The 17,670-nt window shown below is 47.8% G+C and carries 16 protein-coding genes; 11 read left to right on the plus strand and 5 right to left on the minus strand.

What is annotated here, in order from left to right:
* Positions 1-20 precede the first annotated feature (20 nt).
* A complete protein-coding gene (locus ACFO5U_RS16095; protein WP_377280101.1) occupies positions 21-902 on the minus strand; it encodes a LysR family transcriptional regulator in 882 nt (293 codons plus the stop codon).
* Positions 903-1,098: 196 nt separating this feature from the next.
* Between ACFO5U_RS16095 and ACFO5U_RS16100 the strand changes: the two genes are divergently transcribed.
* Both ACFO5U_RS16100 and ACFO5U_RS16105 read left to right on the plus strand, forming a co-directional pair.
* A complete protein-coding gene (locus ACFO5U_RS16100; RefSeq protein WP_377280102.1) occupies positions 1,099-2,418 on the plus strand; it encodes a GntP family permease in 1,320 nt (439 codons plus the stop codon).
* Between the two features lie 24 nt (positions 2,419-2,442).
* Positions 2,443-3,219: a 3-hydroxybutyrate dehydrogenase gene (locus tag ACFO5U_RS16105; protein ID WP_377280103.1), complete on the plus strand. Its 777-nt coding sequence runs from the start codon at positions 2,443-2,445 to the stop codon at positions 3,217-3,219.
* Between the two features lie 72 nt (positions 3,220-3,291).
* On the opposite strand, the gene ACFO5U_RS16110 is transcribed toward ACFO5U_RS16105, so the two are convergent.
* Positions 3,292-4,068, minus strand: coding sequence for an alpha/beta fold hydrolase (locus tag ACFO5U_RS16110; RefSeq protein WP_377280104.1), 777 nt, complete (start codon positions 4,066-4,068; stop codon positions 3,292-3,294).
* 88 nt (positions 4,069-4,156) lie between these two features.
* Positions 4,157-4,714 (minus strand): TVP38/TMEM64 family protein, encoded by a 558-nt coding sequence (locus ACFO5U_RS16115; protein ID WP_377280105.1) that lies wholly within the window; start codon positions 4,712-4,714, stop codon positions 4,157-4,159.
* A gap of 175 nt (positions 4,715-4,889) precedes the next feature.
* Here ACFO5U_RS16115 and ACFO5U_RS16120 point away from each other — a divergent pair, with 175 nt between their 5' ends.
* Both ACFO5U_RS16120 and ACFO5U_RS16125 read left to right on the plus strand, forming a co-directional pair.
* A complete protein-coding gene (locus ACFO5U_RS16120; protein WP_377280106.1) occupies positions 4,890-5,954 on the plus strand; it encodes a YkvI family membrane protein in 1,065 nt (354 codons plus the stop codon).
* 76 nt (positions 5,955-6,030) lie between these two features.
* A complete protein-coding gene (locus ACFO5U_RS16125; protein ID WP_377280107.1) occupies positions 6,031-6,987 on the plus strand; it encodes a ketopantoate reductase family protein in 957 nt (318 codons plus the stop codon).
* A gap of 36 nt (positions 6,988-7,023) precedes the next feature.
* On the opposite strand, the gene ACFO5U_RS16130 is transcribed toward ACFO5U_RS16125, so the two are convergent.
* Entirely contained in the window at positions 7,024-7,608 is a 585-nt protein-coding gene (locus ACFO5U_RS16130; protein ID WP_377280108.1) for a biotin transporter BioY, read from the minus strand.
* 162 nt (positions 7,609-7,770) lie between these two features.
* On the opposite strand from ACFO5U_RS16130, the gene ACFO5U_RS16135 reads away from it, so the two are divergent.
* The 7 genes from ACFO5U_RS16135 (at position 7,771) to ACFO5U_RS16165 (ending at position 16,314) form a co-directional block, all read left to right on the plus strand.
* The gene (locus ACFO5U_RS16135; protein ID WP_377280109.1) at positions 7,771-9,372 is read left to right on the plus strand and encodes a glycoside hydrolase family 13 protein; all 1,602 of its coding nucleotides are present in this window, start codon (positions 7,771-7,773) and stop codon (positions 9,370-9,372) included.
* Positions 9,373-9,407: 35 nt separating this feature from the next.
* Positions 9,408-10,280: an ROK family protein gene (locus tag ACFO5U_RS16140; RefSeq protein ID WP_377280110.1), complete on the plus strand. Its 873-nt coding sequence runs from the start codon at positions 9,408-9,410 to the stop codon at positions 10,278-10,280.
* Positions 10,281-10,449: 169 nt separating this feature from the next.
* Positions 10,450-11,757 (plus strand): ABC transporter substrate-binding protein, encoded by a 1,308-nt coding sequence (locus tag ACFO5U_RS16145; RefSeq protein ID WP_377280111.1) that lies wholly within the window; start codon positions 10,450-10,452, stop codon positions 11,755-11,757.
* A 204-nt stretch (positions 11,758-11,961) separates the two neighbouring features.
* Positions 11,962-12,822 carry a carbohydrate ABC transporter permease gene (locus ACFO5U_RS16150; protein WP_377280112.1) on the plus strand — a complete coding sequence of 287 codons (861 nt, stop codon included), beginning with the start codon at positions 11,962-11,964 and terminating at the stop codon, positions 12,820-12,822.
* Complete coding sequence (locus ACFO5U_RS16155) at positions 12,822-13,637, plus strand: carbohydrate ABC transporter permease (protein ID WP_377280113.1); 816 nt, start codon at positions 12,822-12,824, stop codon at positions 13,635-13,637. The genes ACFO5U_RS16150 and ACFO5U_RS16155 overlap by 1 nt, the downstream gene beginning before the upstream one ends.
* Before the next feature lie 12 nt (positions 13,638-13,649).
* The gene (locus ACFO5U_RS16160) at positions 13,650-14,669 is read left to right on the plus strand and encodes a LacI family DNA-binding transcriptional regulator (protein WP_377280114.1); all 1,020 of its coding nucleotides are present in this window, start codon (positions 13,650-13,652) and stop codon (positions 14,667-14,669) included.
* Positions 14,670-14,682: 13 nt separating this feature from the next.
* Complete coding sequence (locus tag ACFO5U_RS16165; RefSeq protein WP_377280115.1) at positions 14,683-16,314, plus strand: glycoside hydrolase family 13 protein; 1,632 nt, start codon at positions 14,683-14,685, stop codon at positions 16,312-16,314.
* Positions 16,315-16,384: 70 nt separating this feature from the next.
* On the opposite strand, the gene ACFO5U_RS16170 is transcribed toward ACFO5U_RS16165, so the two are convergent.
* On the minus strand, positions 16,385-17,665 hold the full coding sequence (locus tag ACFO5U_RS16170) for a glucose-6-phosphate isomerase (protein ID WP_377280116.1): 1,281 nt from the start codon (positions 17,663-17,665) through the stop codon (positions 16,385-16,387).
* Between the last annotated feature and the right edge of the window lie 5 nt (positions 17,666-17,670).

A 17,670-nucleotide genomic window follows, 5' to 3' on the forward strand; every position in this document is an offset into this window, starting at 1 on the left:
AGCTTCTTCTTTTTCGTATTTCAAACTTTCGGCAGTTGATTGACGAGTGAGATGAACTCGCGGGAAACGTAAGGCACGTAGCGGTTTTTCGCCATGATGATGCCGAGCCGCCACGGGAAGGTTTGGGTCAGTGATATCGTACGGAACGGCCCGTCTTGTACACGGTCGCAAATCAGTTGCGGCATCAAAGTGACACCGAGATTTTTTTCGACCATACCGACGATGAAATCCCATTGGGAGCTTTCATAAGCGACTTTCGGCTCGAAGCCTTCGCTTCGGCAAAATTCCAGCGTCCGGCTATTTAATGTGAATTCTTTGCTGAGCAGCAGAAAGGGGTCGTCGCGGAAATCGATTAAATTGCGCAAGCTTTGGTCTGCCAGTGGATGCTCTTCGTGGACGAGTAATTTGATTTCCTGGTCAACAAAAGGCAGGACGTCAAAGCGTTCTGGATCGACCGGCAGCATGACAAAGCCGAGGTCGACTTCGCCATCGAATACTTTTTCTTCCACTTTCTTGGCCCCATCTTCGACAAGAATGACAGTCACATCGGGATAGCGGGATTGGAAAGCAGCAATGATGGTCGGGAAAAATAAAGTGCTGATGACAGGAGGGAGGCCGATTTTAATTTTGCCCTTATTTAAACTCATGACATCATACAAAGAGGACGACAAATCGTCTAAACTGTTGACGATTTTTTGTGCCTGCACAAAAACGACCTCTCCAGCATCAGTTAATCGCACCTTTCTCGAGGAACGATCGAACAGCGATACATCCATTTCCTCTTCCAGGTTTTTAACCATTTTACTTAATGTCGGCTGTGTCACATGGAGAGCCTGTGCTGCTTTGGTGAAACTTTTATGTTTGGCAACTTCTATAAAATAACTAAGTTGTCGAATGTCCATTTTCATCTTCCTATCTATAACGAATATCTATGAAAGCTATTATAATTATTCATTTTACCTATCTTAATCTACGTTGTATAGTAAAAAAAGGTTTTCGGACTAAATATTTAGATAATTCAGCAATGCTTTTTCAGGAGAAAAGTAAGCGGTTCCAAAATGTTCAAAAAGCCGTAACATTCAAAAAGGGGGAATTACCATGTTAAGTATGATCGGAATGGTTGGAGGACTTATTTTACTTATTGTTTTAACTATGAGAGGCGTGAACTTGCTTATTGCCGGTCCACTTTCGGCCTTGTTCGTCGCTGTTCTCAGTGGATTGCCGCTATTTCCGCAATTAGTCGGTGAAGGGGAAGCGAACTTGCTGACGAATTATATGGGCGGCTTCTCCGGATTTATCACATCTTGGTTCCCGATGTTCCTGCTCGGTGCCATCTTCGGTAAAGTGATGGAAGATACAGGGGCTGCAGACAGCGTCTCCAAATGGCTGGTCGGAAAATTCGGCCTGTCGAAAGCCGTGTTGGCCATCGTCCTTGCCTGTGCAGTTTTGACATACGGCGGGGTCAGCTTGTTCGTTGTTGCTTTCTCGGTTTACCCGATGGCGCTTAGCTTGTTCAAACAAGCGAACTTGCCGCGCCGCTTCATCCCGGCTGCTCTTGCTTTAGGGTCTGTAACATTCACGATGACTTCTGCGGGATCGCCTGAAATCCAAAACTGGATTCCAATCGAATACTTAGGCACTAGTCCATATGCCGGCTGGGAAGTCAGTATTATCGTTGCCATCTTCATGGCATTCTTCGGCTACTGGTGGCTGAAGCGCATGATCGATAAAGCAGTGGGCAGAGGAGAAGGTTTCGAAGCACGCGCAACGGATCCTCAAATGACGGATCGTGAGTTGCCGCACCCGATTACCGGTTTGATTCCATTGCTTGTCGTTTTGGCAGTGTCGTTCATTTTCCATGACTCATTGGGCACTTCTGCGTTGATCTTGGCATTATTGGGCGGCGTAATCACAACGTACCTATTGAATATGAAATATTTCACGAATCTCGGAAAAGCATTAACAGACGGAACGATCGGCGCTTTGATTGCAATCGGCAACACAGCTGCTGTAGTCGGATTTGGCGGCGTTGCCAAAGTAGTGCCGGCATTCCAAGTTGCAGTTGATGCGATGACGAGCATTCCAGGAAGTCCGCTGATCGGCGGCGCAGTTGCCGTCAGTGTCATCGCCGGTTTGACCGGTTCAGCGTCAGGTGGACAGGTTATCGCCTTGCCGTTGATCGCCCCTCATTATTTGGATATGGGCGTCAATGCAGAAGCGCTTCACAGAACCGTTGCCATTTCTTCCGGTGCACTCGATTCCTTGCCGCATAACGGTTATGTTGTAACGACGATCCAAGGCATTTGTGGTGAGACTCATAAAGCTGCATACGGGGCCATGGCTGCCGTAACTGTCATTGTGCCGCTCATCGGTTTGGCGATTGCAATCGTACTATTCACATTAGGGCTTGGTATTTAATTTTTAATTTGGAGGGACTCCATTATGGTAGATAAGAAAGTGGTGTTGATCACCGGTGCCGCGAGCGGCATCGGCTACGAAATCAGCGTAGACTTCGCAAAAGAAGGCGCGAAGATCGTATTGACCGATATAAATGAAGAAGCGGTGCACAAAGCTGCGGAGGAATTAAAGAATCAAGGCTTTGATTGCATCGGCATCCCTTGTGATGTGACGAGCGAGGACGATATTAAAACAGCCATCGCTAAAACTGTCGAAACTTACGGTTCATTGGATGTATTAATAAACAATGCCGGCATGCAATACGTATCGCCGATTGAAGAGTTTCCGACCGAAAAATATGAGTTGCTCATAAAGATTATGTTGATTGCGCCGTTTGTCGCGACCAAGCATGCGTTTCCGATCATGAAAAAGCAAGGGTCCGGCCGCATCATCAATATGGCATCGATTAACGGGCTTGTCGGATTTGCCGGAAAAGCGGCTTATAACAGCGCAAAGCACGGCGTCATCGGTTTGACAAAAGTCGCGGCACTCGAGGGAGCGGAGCATGGCATCACGGTTAATGCAATGTGCCCCGGCTATGTAGACACGCCATTGGTGCGCAATCAATTGGCTGATTTGGCGAAAACGCGCAATGTTTCACTAGAGAGCGTTCTCGAAGAAGTCATCTATCCGCTGGTGCCTCAAAAGCGCTTGCTGTCGGTACAGGAAATTTCCGACTACACGATGTTCCTTGCGAGCGACAAAGCACGCGGCATTACAGGCCAAGCTGCTGTCCTTGATGGCGGCTATACAGCACAATAATAAAAAGCACGGCGCATTGAGCGCCGTGCTTTTTGCTTTCCATCAGCTTGGAGTCACCCGCGCCGATTCCCTTTAATCATCAAAAAAGTTTTCAGCGATTCCTAAGAACAGGCGCAGCTGCTCTACGTTCGGGGCATGGCCGGAACTTTTGAATTCCATGAAGCTTGCGTGCGGGATGAGCCGTGCGGTTTCACGCCCATCGTCCGGTGTGTTCAATTCATCGTATCGCCCGCTGATGACCAAAGTCTCGGCTTGGATTTTTTCCAGCTCTGTGCGCAAATCGAAAGTTTCCAGTGCGCGGGATGCAATGCCTTGCTGCCCTAAACTCAATTGCTCACTATTATCGAAGGTCTTTTTCTGCCATTTTTTCACTTTTTCCAATCGGTGATAAATATAATGCTCCGATTTCGCCAGTTTATCACGGATAGACAGGCCGTCGAATTCATCCGGATAGCGGTCGAATAGCGCTGTCATGGAGGATTGTTCACCGAACGATTTGGTCGCGACCAATAATAATTTACGGATCTTGTCGGGCCGCCTGGCAGCCACGCCTTGTGCAATATAACTTCCCATGGAAACGCCGAGTACATCCGCTCCTTTAAGGTCGAGGTGATCGAGCAAAGCGACGCCATCTTGAATGTGGTCGTCGAGTGAATAGGATTGGGGTTTGTCGGAATGTCCGTGGCCCCTTGAATCCAGTGCAATGACGCGGCGTTTGTTTTTGAAAAAGGTGATTTCACGGTAAAACATTGCCGAACTGCTTGTCAAGCCGTGAAACAAAACTAATGGCTTGCCGTGACCGGTATCTTCATAGTATAAATCGACTCCATTTGCATTAAATATGGGCATGTATCTTTTCCTCTCTTTTTATATCTATAGGAATACTATACCTCCAGAAAACAAGCGCAAACGGATTTCCGTCTGCGCTTGTTGTAGTTTATTCAGTTCTTGCTTTTTGTTTTTGCCATTTATCGATAAAGCTGAATATAGCAGCCAGCAATAAAAACATACTCAATGTCGTATACCATGGAAACTCAGAAATGGCTCTGCCAAAAGCAGTGTACAGAATAGACGGGGCTATCAAGCCGAGTGCCGAATAATACATATACTCTCTGCGTGTGGGAGTCATTTCCATCAAATAAAACGACAATAGGTGAAAGTGGACAAACGGCATGATGCGTAATATCATCACTTGGGTCACTGTCAGATTACGGTTAGGGAACAGCTTATCTTTCAAGCTCGCGAGCTTAGCGCGGAAGCGCGGGAATTTATTGATCAGCATATAAGAAATAAAACTCATCAAGGTCAAGCCGATAAAAGAAAGGAACGCCCCTTGAACAAAACCAAAAACAAATCCACCTACTATACAGACGGCGATGACCGGCAGGAACACCAAAGGCCTGATCAAGTGCAGCACGATAAACAGCAGCGGCGCCCAAAGCCCAGCTTGGTTTATAAAGTTTTCGAGCGCTCGTTCAAATTCTGTTAAATCCACGGTTTTCTGCCGCCTTTCGGTATACTTACTAATAAGGTAGAATAAGCGAAAAAACAAGTAATTGCAAGGTTTTGTTTGATGCCTGTTGCCTTAGGGGTATGAAAAACACATCTATAAAAAAAGCCCTGCGTATGGATCGTAGAAATATCATCTTAGAGAAAGAGGAGAGGATTTTATGAAAAGAAGCTTAAAAATCGCCAGCGCCTTTATTGGGATTGTGGTCGGTGCTGGCTTCGCATCCGGACAGGAAATATTGCAATATTACACAAGCTACGGCTATTGGGGCTTAGGTGGGGTCTTGGTGGCTACGGCATTGTTCGGCTATATCGGGATGATCTTGACACGCCTTGGCAGCCGGATGCAAACGACTTCTCACGAAGATGTAGTTTACCGCATCAGCGGGAAATGGCTCGGCAAAGTCATCGATTATACATTGATTTTGACCTTATTTGGGATTTTAGTTGTCATGATTGCTGGAGCCGGCTCGATCTTTTCACAGCAATTTGGTTTGGCGCCAGCATTCGGGCGGACGCTCATGATCATTCTCGTCATCGTGACGATCATGATGAACGTCAAAAAAGTCATTACCGTCATTTCCAGCATTACGCCGTTTTTAATTTTGATGGTCGTCGGTATCGCCATATATAGCGTTGCGACAATGGATGGCAGCTTCGCATCATTGGATCCAGTCGCGAGAGAACAATTATCGGCGACGCCGAACTGGCTGTTGTCGGCGATTAACTACGTATCGTTAGCGATTGCACTCGGCGCCTCAATGTCGTTGGTGATGGGTGGAGCCGAAAAAGACGAAAAAGTGGCTGCCCGTGGAGGACTGATCGGCGGACTTGGCTTTGGTTTCTTGATTTTACTCAGCTATGTAGCCATATTCGCTAAAGTCGATATCGTAGGTGGAGCGGATTTGCCGATGCTTGCCATCGGCGATAATATTTCACCGGTTCTCGGCATCATCATGGCGATCGTCATTTTTGCGATGATCTACAATACAGCCGTCAGTATGCTGTTGTCGTTTTCTGCGCGCTTTACGGAAATCGGTACGAAGAAGTTCCGTATTTTTGTGATCATTGCAGGGCTCGTGGCATTTGCACTCAGCTTTCTTGGCTTTACGGCCTTGGTCAACTGGTTCTATCCGGCAGTCGGCTATCTCGGCTTATTATTAGTCGGTGCATTGATCTTTGCGGATATCCGCAAAGTAGGCAAAAAAAGCAAAGCAACATCCTAACAAAAGGCCTTCTGTTCACGCAGAAGGCCTTTTTGGTATAGTGAAGCAATAAGGCATATCACAGAGGAGTGGGATGATGAATATTTTAATAGTGGGCGCGGGGGCAATGGCTTGTTTGGTCGGCGGCAAATTAAAGGCCAACGGAGAACAGGTTCGCCTCTATAACCGGCTTAATGGCCACGTGGAGGCGATTGATCGCCAAGGGCTGAGGATTATCGGAAAGGATAATTCGGTTATGCATATCAACCTGGAAGTCATTCAAGAAATCCCGACTCAAACGGATGCGGACGTACTGCTCGTCCTTCTTAAAGCCCAGGCGAACGAATCGGTGCTCGGCAAATTGCGTGGCAAGCTGAGTGATAAAACCGTCATCGTCACCATGCAAAACGGCATCGGCAATGCAGAAGCCATCAAACAGCTATTCCCTGACAACACGGTCGTATCGGGGACGATGGGGCACGGAGCGAGTGTAGAAGAACCAGGCACGATTTTGCATAGGGGCTGGGGCAAAAATTACTTAGGAAAAGTGTCGGATGGGAATGCGTCCGATGTTCTAGAAAATTTTTCCCGGAAGCTTAGCGATGCCGGGCTGGAAACGGAACTGTCTTTGGATGTGCAGGCAGTCATTTGGAATAAGCTTTTCGTCAACGCTGGCTATAATTCCATTACCGCATTGACACGATTGAGAAACGGCGACATTATCAATACGCCGGACGGAGAGCGGCTGCTTCGCTCGGTTATTGAAGAAGCGGTGCTCGTTGCTCGTGCAGAATCGGTTGACGTGGACGTGGAAGTGGTCGTCGAGGAATGTTTGCGGATGGGACATCAGGATATTGGCGCCAATAAATCATCGATGCTCATGGATATATTGAACAAACGCCAAACAGAAATCGATGTGATCAATGGCGGTATCGTGAAACTCGGAAAAAAACATGGCATTAAAACGCCTATCAACTCGGCATTGACCGACATGATTCGGGTCGTCGAACAAAATTACAAAGTGCGCGTCGAAGAGACAAGCACGCAAAAATAAAGCCACCTGCCGGCAATCGGCAAGTGGCTTTATTCGTCAAGGCAAGTATTTGCGGATAATCGGCTGCATGCGGAAGCCGAACAAACCGGCAAATACGGCAAGCAAGATATCTTTTGGCAGAGGCACAGCCATCCAAGCCCACGCCATAGCATAAGTAAAGCCTTCTGGAGCAGCGAACCAGAATTTATAGGCTGCATACATCCAGTTTGTGCCGAATACATAATTGATGGCGGTGGCGACAAGTGCTGCCAAAATAAAGCCTTTTTTGGAAGGCATTTTGGAGGCGATCCACCCCGCCGCATAAGCGGTAAAGACGTAAGAAATGATAAAGCCGAATGTTGGGGAAATCAAGGTATCCATGCCGCCGGAGAATTGTGCGAACACCGGAACGCCTGCAAGACCTATTAATGCATAAACGATCATGGCAGCTGCACCAAGCCGTTTGCCAAGCAGAATGCCTGCCAGTATGGCGAAAAATGTCTGCAGCGTAATCGGAACGCCGCCGACGACCAGAAAGGCGGAAATATTGGCACCGATAGCCATAAGCGCTGAAAACATGGCGACGTGCACGAGTGTTAATGTACGGGAATGATTGCTGGATCTAGTTACTGAAGTTGTCATCGTTTGCCCTCCACTTATTATGTACTAAATCGAGTATAGTAAATGCAATATTTTAAGTCAACTTATTTTTGAAAAAGGTTAACTCAAAAAACTCTGTGATTCTTTTCCGATATTCCGTATGATGAAAAGAAAAACGCGCAACAGAAGAAAGAGGGCGACTTCATGACAGAATGGTGGAAGCAAGCGGTCGTGTACCAAATCTATCCGAGAAGTTTTATGGATGCCAACGGTGACGGCATCGGTGATATACAAGGAATCATCAGCAAGCTGGATTATTTATCGGAACTCGGCGTCGACATATTATGGCTATCTCCAGTCTATGATTCCCCGAACGACGACAATGGCTACGACATTCGCGATTATCAGAAGATCATGCAGGAGTTTGGGACGATGGAAGATTTCGACCAGTTGCTGGTGCAAATCCACGAGCGTGGCATGAGGCTTGTCATGGATCTCGTCGTCAATCATACATCTGATGAGCACCAATGGTTCTCGGAACATCCCGAGTATTATATTTGGGGGGACCAGCCGAATAACTGGCGCTCGTTCTTCAGCGGCTCGGCTTGGGAATACGATAACAGCAGACAGCAATATTACCTTCATTTGTTCTCCAGAAAGCAGCCCGATTTGAACTGGGAAAATGAAACAGTGCGGAATGAAGTGTACAAGATGATGCGCTGGTGGCTCGATAAAGGCGTCGATGGTTTCCGCATGGACGTCATCAATATGATTTCAAAAGACCAGAACTTTCCAGACGGCGCACAAGGCGATGGGACGCCTCATTTTCTGAATGGCCCGCGTGTCCATGAATTTCTGCAGGAAATGAACCGTGAAGTGCTCGCTGATTACGACATCGTGACGGTGGGCGAAATGCCAGGGGCGACGACTGAAGACGCCAAACTATATACCGGGAAAAGCCGCAAGGAATTGAACATGATTTTTACCTTCGAACACATGAATTTGGATCAAGGGCCGACCGAGAAATGGGATTTACAGCCTTTGCGCTTGACCGACTTGAAGAAAAACCTGGAAAAATGGCAACTGGCGTTGTATGAAGACGGCTGGAACAGCTTGTACTGGAACAACCACGACCAGCCGAGAATCGTTTCGCGTTTTGGCAATGACGGGCAGTACCGAAAAGAATCGGCGAAAATGCTTGCGACATGCCTGCATTTTCTACACGGAACACCGTATATTTACCAAGGGGAAGAACTTGGCATGACCAACGTGGCGTTTTCATCGATTGATGATTACCGCGACATCGAAACTTTGAATATGTACAATGAAAAGCGGGCCCAAGGCGTGCCGCATGAACAATTGATGCGGGCGATTTATCTGAAAGGCCGCGATAATGCGCGCACGCCGATGCAATGGGACGAAACGCCAAATGCCGGTTTCACAACAGGGAAGCCATGGATTTCGGTCAATCCGAATTACCGGGACATCCATGCACAACAGCGGCATGAGCAGGATTCGGTGTTTTCTTACTATCGGCAATTGATTGCTTTGCGCAAACAACTGCCAGTCATCACGGAAGGCAAGTTCGAATTATTGCACCGTGATGATGAGGAAATCTTTGCTTACGTTCGTAACTCGGCGGATGAAATGCTAACGGTCTATTGCAATTTCTCTGAAACACCGCGTGAGTTGCCTGTACCTGAGGGCCGCGTGCTGATTGGGAATTATCCAGCACAGAAAATACAGGAGATGGTATTGCTGCGCCCTTATGAAACTGTATGTTTTTATGAAAAAGACGAACGATAGAAGTGATTGGACGAGTGAAGGAAAGGATGGAGTACATGAACGCAGTTATGGGAGTAGATATTGGGGGTACGAAAATCCGTATGGGCATCATCTCGCAAGATGGCCGAATATTGGACGAAAGGCAAGTTTCGACACAGTTTCCGCTTTATGAACATTTGGAGCAACAGGTGCTGCTTTATTTAGAGGAGCACCCGCATATAGAGGCGATCGGCATCGGCACCCACGGGTTTGTCGATCCACAGGCCGGACGCGTCGTCTTTGCGGGCGATATGTTGCCGGGCTGGACCGGAACAGAAGTGAAGAAACGGTTAGAGCAAGCAACCGGCAAACGGATCGAAGTCGAAAATGATGCCAATTGTGCCGCGCTTGCAGAAGCCAAGTTCGGTGCGGCAAAAGGCTTGTCCCGCGTTGTTTGCATTACGCTCGGCACCGGGCTTGGCGGTGGAATCATCTGGGACAACAAACTGATCAGCGGCGGCCCGCACGGAGGCGCGGCGGAACTCGGCCATATGGTGCTATACCCGAAAGGTGCGCGTTGCGGATGCGGACGGTTCGGTTGTGCTGAGCAGTATGTATCCGGAACGGCGATCAAGCGGCGCATTCAAGAGGCAGGCTTGTCTGTGACACCGCCTGAACTATTTGAACAATTGGCTACGAATGTTCAAGCACGCGAACTGGTCGAACAATTCACGGAGGATTTGGCGATTTACATCAGTAGTTTGCAAGCCATTTTCGATATGGAAATGCTCATCATTGGCGGCGGTGTGTCCGAATCGGCTGGAGCTTGGATGGACGGATTGCAGCGCCAGCTGGAAAAAGTGCTGTTGAATCCACTTGCTGTCGAAGTGGCTCAATTCGAGAATGACGCTGGTATGCTGGGTGCTGCACTGCTCGTTTTAGATCAATAAATTTAACAGGAAAAAATAGTTGAAAAATTATAAAAAATAGATTGTGCAAACGTTTTCACTGTGATAATCTGTATTTAATTAATCAAATGGAAACGCTTTCCGAAGAGTTTCCATTTTTTCTGCTCAAATTGTGCAATCGTTTGCACTACACTCAAAGGGGGAGTTTTTAGTGAAGGAATTGAAGTTCAGCAAAGGCTTATTGGCGTCAGTATTATTGTCGGCTGGAGCACTCGCGGCATGTAGTTCAGGGGACGAAGGGGGAAGTGCGGAAGGCGGCAGCGGGGAACAAGTCACAGTCGATATTTTCCAGTTCAAAGTCGAGTTTAAAGATCAGTTCGAAGACGTAGTCGCACAATATGAAGAAGAAAATCCGGAAGTCAACATCGAAATCACCACTGTCGGCGGCGGCGAAGATTATGGGGCAGCGCTGCGTTCCCGTTTTGCTTCCGGCAACGAACCGGCCATCTTTAACATCGGCGGGCCACAAGACGTAGCGGATTGGCAAGAAAATTTGACGGACTTGTCCGACACTGGAGCGGCAGAAGCTGCACTTGACGGGACGCTCGACGGGGTGACAGTCGAATCGGAAGTTCTCGGTTTGCCATATAACCAAGAAGGCTACGGTTTTGTCTATAATACGCGTCTGTTTGAAGAAGCCGGAATTGATCCCGCTTCCATCACCGATTTCGCAAGTTTGGAAGAAGCGGTTAAAACACTCGATTCTCAAAAAGAAGAGCTTGGCCTAGAAGCAGTATTTGCGCTTCCTGGTAAAGAAACCTGGGTGACGGGGCTTCATTTGTCCAACACATTCCTCGCACCGGAATTCGATAATAATGTATTGACTGCATTTGACGCGGATGCGGTTGACTTCGAATACGGCGAAGGCTTCAAGAAAATCCTGGATCTTCAAAACGACTACTCGAAACAACCGACAGTGAGCCTTGATTACTCGCAGCAAGTGGAAGAGTTGTTCTCGCTTGAGCGTGTAGCGATCATCCAGCAAGGAAACTGGGTATACGGTTCGATTGCGGGCATCGACCAGGAACTCGCGGATTCAGGCGTCGGCATGATGCCGATTCCGGTTGAAGGCTTGGAAGATGGCGGATTGCCAGTCGGCGTACCGATGTATTGGGGCGTCAACTCGAACCAAGACGAAGAAGTCGTAACGGCAGCGAAGGATTTCCTGGACTGGCTCTACACTTCAGATACAGGGAAGACGGCCGTACTGGAAGACTTTAAATTTATCCCGGCATATGAAGGATACGATACATCCAAAATTACAGACCCGATGTCAAAAGCCATTTACGATGCTTCTGAAGCGGGCGACACAATCGGCTGGGTCTTCATGGGCTATCCAACTGGATGGGGCGAAGATGAACTCGGAGCAGGCATCCAGAAATACTTGAGCGATGAAGCGAGCTGGGAAGAAGTGGTCGAATCAGCAAAAGCTGCATGGGAAACCAACCGCAACAAGTAATGAGAAACTTCACTCGGCAGGGTTTTATCAACCTGAAGATTGTTATCGAATCCACACAGGCTTTCACGGCCAGTTGATCTTCCGCTTTTAAAAGCGGGAGCCTCAAGGATTGTCAAAGCGCGGTTAATCGTCCGGCAAACCAGAGCAGCCATCGCGCTGCTTTGTTTTGTTTCAGGACATGAATTTGAAAGTGAGGCTAGTAGAATGCGTACACGGGATCTTTCCTATTGGTTGTTTTTGGCACCGGTGCTTCTGGCGCTGCTGCTTGTAGTCGTTGTGCCGATGCTGCTCGGATTGTTCTATTCTTTCACGACTTGGAACGGCATTCGGACCGGTGATTTTGTAGGCTTCCAAAACTACATCAATTTGTTCAGCGATCAACGCTTTTTGGATTCGCTTTGGTTCACCACGAAGTTTTCTGTCGTGTCGGTCATTCTGATCAACTTCATCGGATTGTCGCTTGCTTTGATCGTTACATCGAAGATTAAGACGAGCAGTTTGCTGCGGACGACGTTTTTCATGCCGAACTTGATCGGCGGATTGATTCTAGGATTTATTTGGCAGTTCATCTTCTTGAAAGTATTCGCGAGCGTCGGTGAAACGATTGGCATGGAAAGTCTGCAAGGCTGGCTATCGACGACACAAACCGGCTTTTGGGGATTGGTCATTTTGATGAGCTGGCAGATGGCCGGTTACATCATGGTCATCTACATTGCCTATTTGGAAGGCTTGCCGAAAGAATTGCTGGAGGCAGCTGAAATCGACGGGGCAACTACGGTACAGCGCTTCCGCTTTATCATCTTTCCGCTCGTCGCACCGGCTTTCACCGTCAGCATGTTTTTGACCTTGTCGAATACATTCAAATTGTACGATCAAAATTTATCGCTGACAGCGGGCGGCCCGTACAACTCGACGGAAATGGTCGCAATGGAGATTTTCAAGACAGCGTTCGTCCAAAATGCGTTCGCCTATGCGCAAGCTAAAGCGATCATCTTCTTCGTGATCGTCGCTGTCATTTCACTTGTCCAAGTGTATATCAACAAACGCCGGGAGGTCGAAATGTAATGCGCAACCGCTGGAATATCAAAGTCGAAGTGCTCGGCATTGCACTGGCCATATTGTGGCTTTTGCCGTTTTACTTGATGTTCGTCAACTCGTTCAAATCGAAAAAAGAAATTTTTATGGACACGACGAGCCCGCCTGAATCGTGGAATTTCGAAAACTATATTAAGGCATTCCAAGAACTGGATTTTATTAGAACGTTATTCAACTCCCTATTGATCACCGTCATCAGCGTCATCTTAATTATTTTGTTCTCGGCGATGGCGGCGTATGCCCTGTCACGTGCAAAAAGCAAAATTTCGACATTGTTGTTTTTCCTATTCGTCTCGGCGATGCTCATCCCGTTTCAGTCGGTCATGATTCCGCTCGTCACCGTGTTTGGCCAGTTCGATATGCTCAACCGCGGTGGATTGATATTCATGTATCTCGGATTCGGTGCGAGCCTGTCGATTTTCCTGTATCATGGGGCATTGAATAATATCCCAAGATCACTCGACGAAGCGGCGAAAATCGACGGGGCAAACCGCTGGCAAGTTTTTTGGCATATCATCTTCCCTATTTTGAAGCCGATCACCGTCACCGTGGCCATACTCAATATCATCTGGATCTGGAATGATTACTTATTGCCATCACTCGTCATCAACACGACCGGCAGTGAAACGATTCCATTGAAAATGTTCTTCTTCTTTGGTGAATATACGAAGCAATGGCATTTAGCGCTCGCAGGACTTACGCTTGCGATCATCCCGGTCATCATCTTCTATTTCTTTGCACAACGCTCGATCATCAAAGGCGTATCGGACGGCGCAGTCAAATAAGGGGGAACAGTTATGGCAATTACTATCAAAGATGTAGCAAAATACGCCGAAGTTTCTCCAGCGACTGTTTCAAGGGTCATTGCAGACCATCCGAAAATCTCGCCGAAGACTAAGCGCAGAGTGCGTAAAGTAATGGAAGAACTCGGTTATTATCCGAATTTCCAGGCGCGCAACCTAGTTGCACAAAAAAGTAAAGCAATCGGCGTCATTATGGAAAACTCCACGACGCTCGCTTTCCAGAACCCGTTCTTCCCGGAAGTGCTGCGCGGCATTTCCGTCAGTGCCCACCAAAGCCAGTATGGCTTGTACTTGTCGACTAGTGCGACGGAAACGGAAATATACGAGGAAGTCGTGGCCATGACGCAAGGAAAACGTGTGGACGGCATTATTTTGCTGTATTCGAAAACCGGCGACAAAGTGATGGATTATCTACTCGAGAACGATGTTCCGTTTTCGGTCGTTGGGCGTCCTTATATACAGCCTGAGGCGATTTCGTTTGTCGATAACGACAATGTAGAAATTTCCAAACAAGTGGTCCATCACCTGATCACGCTCGGCCACAGGAATATCTCATTTGTCGGCGGTGCCTCGGATTTCATCGTTTCGGCAGATCGCCTGAACGGCTATAAACAAGGCTTGAAGGAAGCGGGAATTCCGTTTACCGCCAACTATGTAGTCACACAGGAGATGATGGAAGGACGCGAAAAACAAGCGATTCAGCAATTGATGGAGCAGGAAAATCCACCGACAGCGATTGTGACACACGATGACTTGGTCGCTTATGAAGTGATCAGCTATCTGGAGGATTTGGATATTGCCGTACCGTCGGATGTATCGATTATCGGCTTTAACAACCACACCTTGTCGAGCCATTTAAAACCGCCGCTTAGTACGGTGGATATCTCGATTTTCGACCTCGGGGTGGAAGCAGCCAATTTGGTGCTGGAAAAAATAAAAGATGACAAAGCGGCTCCACGGAACATTATCGTTCCGGCGACATTGATCGAAAGAGGCTCTTGTCAAAATCTTTGAAAGGAACACGATTATGAACAAAACATGGTGGAAAGAAGCGGTGGCTTATCAAGTCTACCCGCGCAGTTTCAATGACTCGAACGGCGATGGCATCGGCGACATTAACGGTGTTACGGAAAAACTTGATTACTTAAAAGAACTTGGAATTGATGTTATCTGGATTTGCCCGATGTACAAGTCGCCAAACGATGACAACGGCTATGACATCAGCGATTACCAGGCAATTATGGAAGAACTCGGAACAATGGCCGATTTCGACCGACTGCTCGAGGAAGTGCATGCCCGCGGGATGAAATTGATCATCGATCTCGTCATCAACCATACGAGCGATGAGCATCCATGGTTTGTCGAATCGCGCTCGTCGCTCGATAACCCGAAACGCGATTGGTATATTTGGCGCGACCGCCCGACCAATTGGGAAAGCATTTTCGGCGGGCCGGCATGGGAGCTCGACGAGAAGACTGGGCAATACTATTTGCATATCTTCTCGAAAAAGCAACCCGACTTGAACTGGGAAAACCCAGAAGTCCGTAAAACGCTTTACGAAATGGTCAATTGGTGGCTCGATAAAGGCATTGATGGGTTCCGTGTCGATGCCATCAGCCATATCAAAAAAGATTTTACCGATTTGCCGATTGAAGAAGGCAAGCCATGGGTTCCGGCATGGGAGAAAATGATGAATGTCGACGGCATCCAGCCGTTGCTTGCAGAACTCCGTGATGAAACGTTTGCGAAATACGACATCATGACAGTTGGCGAAGCGAATGGCGTCTATGCCGAAGACATTGACGAGTGGATCAGCGAAGAAGACGGCAAATTCGACATGGTGTTTCAGTTCGAGGATTTGACGCTTTGGGATAATGACGTCAAACAAGGCATCAACGTCAACGATTTGAAAGCCGTCTTGACGCGCTGGCAAAAAGCGGTCGATGGCGTCGGCTGGAATGCCTTGTTTATCGAAAACCACGACAAACCGCGCGTCGTCTCCACTTGGGGAAATGACGGTGAGTATTGGCGGGAAAGTGCCACTTCACTCGCCGCGATGTACTTCTTTATGCAAGGAACGCCGTTTATCTATCAAGGCCAGGAAATCGGCATGACCAATGCGCCGTTCGAAGAAATCCATCATTATGACGATGTCCATACGCATAATCTGTATTTCTATAATTTAGCGGAAGGCATGGAACATGATGCGATCATGACTTTGTTGAAATCGACAAGCCGTGACCATTCCCGTACGCCAATGCAATGGCACGGCGGAGAAAATGCAGGGTTCACCAGCGGCACCCCGTGGCTGCAGACGAATCCGAACTACGAGTGGCTCAATGTGGAAAAGCAGAAGCAAGACCCGCATTCGGTGTTATCGTTTTATAAGCAAATGATCTTTTTGCGCAAAAATATGGATGTGCTTATTTATGGCAGCTATGACTTAGTCGAAACCGAATGTGAAGATGTTTATGCGTATACACGGACACAAGGAGATGAACAAGTGCTGATCATCTCCAACCTAGGGATAACTTCTTGCGATTGGTTCGAACCGGATGGCGCAGAGCTGCTGCTCGCCAATTACGAGGAACGCGATGGCTATCAATTGAAACCATATGAAGCACGTGTTTATCAACTGGCGAAAGACCAAAACATATAAATCGAACTGTTGCTGCACGAAAAAACGCTTTTCCCAAACGGCTTGTAGGCCAATCGGGAAAAGCGTTTATTTATTCGAATCCAGGTTTTTTCAAAAGCTTGAAAATATTGTTTTTGTATTCTTCCACGCCCGGTTGGTCGAACGGGTTAATGCCGAGAAGGTACGCGCTATACGCGCAGCTCAACATATAGAAGTACAGCAGGTGGCCGATTTCATGCTCATCGAGGCGCTCGATGGTCAGGCTCAATTGCGGCACACCACCGGAAAGGTGAGCATTTGCGGTGCCTTTATGAGCGATATGATTGAATTCCTGCAACGATAAGCCGGCGATATAATTCAGTTCATCGCCATCCTCAGGCGTCTCGAAAATCTCCAAATCTTCGTTTGCTTCATTGACAAGGAGGAAGGTCTCAAACAAATTACGCTTGCCATCTTGGATGTACTGACCCATTGAATGGAGGTCTGTCGTGAAAACAACAGATGCCGGGAATGTGCCCTTGCCCTCTTTGCCTTCGCTTTCGCCGAACAATTGCTTCCACCATTCTTGGACAAATGACAGCTTCGGTTCGAAAATGGCGCTCACTTCTGTTGTATAGCCCTGTACATAAAGCTGATGGCGGATAGCGGCGTATTGAATTGCGGTATTCGACTCAATGCCTGCATCTTTGTAGACAGCTTCGGCCTGTTTTGCGCCTTCTAGCAATTGGCGGATCGAATGCCCAGCGGCAGCAATCGGCAATAACCCAACGGCTGTGAACACCGAATAGCGCCCGCCGACATCATCTGGCACAACAAAACGTTCGTATCCTTTTGTTTCGGCCAATTGGCGGAGCGCACCTTTTTCTGCGTCTGTTGTAACGATAATTCGTTCGGCAGCGCCGGCACCGTAGCGTTGCTCCATGTAATCGCTCAGGAAGCGGAAAGCGATAGCCGGTTCTGTCGTCTTGCCCGATTTCGAAATAATATTAACTACAACATCTTTACCGTCAAGATAGGCAAGCAATTGCTTTAAATATTCTCCGCTCACTTGATGGCCTGCGAAAAGCACTTCGAGTTTGTCTTCTTGAGGGAAATACGGCTCGAGTGAAGACAACACCGCTTTCGCACCGAGATAGGATCCGCCGATACCGATAACGACCAGCACGTCCGCTTGTTTACGGATGCGTTTCGCCGTCTCTTCAATCTTGGTGATAAAGTCATCTGAAACGGAAGATGGCCAGTCGAGCCAGCCAAGAAAGTCCGATCCTGCCCCTTGTTTTGTGTATAGGTCATCTTGGATTTTTTGCAAGCGTGTTTTCATATTAGCGTCCATCACGGATTCGATCGCTTCAGAATACGTTAAATTAATCATTAGAA

Source organism: Planococcus dechangensis (assembly GCF_042654465.1).
GTDB classification, from domain to species: domain Bacteria; phylum Bacillota; class Bacilli; order Bacillales_A; family Planococcaceae; genus Planococcus; species Planococcus dechangensis.

Bases quoted from the DNA above. Each gene is read 5' to 3' on its own strand.
- ACFO5U_RS16160 (WP_377280114.1), top strand. From the start codon at position 13,650: ATGGCAATTACTATCAAAGATGTAGCAAAATACGCCGAAGTTTCTCCA.
- ACFO5U_RS16170 (WP_377280116.1), bottom strand. From the start codon at position 17,665: ATGATTAATTTAACGTATTCTGAAGCGATCGAATCCGTGATGGACGCT.
- ACFO5U_RS16135 (WP_377280109.1), top strand. From the start codon at position 7,771: ATGACAGAATGGTGGAAGCAAGCGGTCGTGTACCAAATCTATCCGAGA.
- ACFO5U_RS16100 (WP_377280102.1), top strand. From the start codon at position 1,099: ATGTTAAGTATGATCGGAATGGTTGGAGGACTTATTTTACTTATTGTT.
- ACFO5U_RS16130 (WP_377280108.1), bottom strand. From the start codon at position 7,608: ATGACAACTTCAGTAACTAGATCCAGCAATCATTCCCGTACATTAACA.
- ACFO5U_RS16095 (WP_377280101.1), bottom strand. From the start codon at position 902: ATGGACATTCGACAACTTAGTTATTTTATAGAAGTTGCCAAACATAAA.
- ACFO5U_RS16110 (WP_377280104.1), bottom strand. From the start codon at position 4,068: ATGCCCATATTTAATGCAAATGGAGTCGATTTATACTATGAAGATACC.
- ACFO5U_RS16165 (WP_377280115.1), top strand. From the start codon at position 14,683: ATGAACAAAACATGGTGGAAAGAAGCGGTGGCTTATCAAGTCTACCCG.
- ACFO5U_RS16105 (WP_377280103.1), top strand. From the start codon at position 2,443: ATGGTAGATAAGAAAGTGGTGTTGATCACCGGTGCCGCGAGCGGCATC.
- ACFO5U_RS16140 (WP_377280110.1), top strand. From the start codon at position 9,408: ATGAACGCAGTTATGGGAGTAGATATTGGGGGTACGAAAATCCGTATG.
- ACFO5U_RS16125 (WP_377280107.1), top strand. From the start codon at position 6,031: ATGAATATTTTAATAGTGGGCGCGGGGGCAATGGCTTGTTTGGTCGGC.
- ACFO5U_RS16155 (WP_377280113.1), top strand. From the start codon at position 12,822: ATGCGCAACCGCTGGAATATCAAAGTCGAAGTGCTCGGCATTGCACTG.
- ACFO5U_RS16120 (WP_377280106.1), top strand. From the start codon at position 4,890: ATGAAAAGAAGCTTAAAAATCGCCAGCGCCTTTATTGGGATTGTGGTC.
- ACFO5U_RS16150 (WP_377280112.1), top strand. From the start codon at position 11,962: ATGCGTACACGGGATCTTTCCTATTGGTTGTTTTTGGCACCGGTGCTT.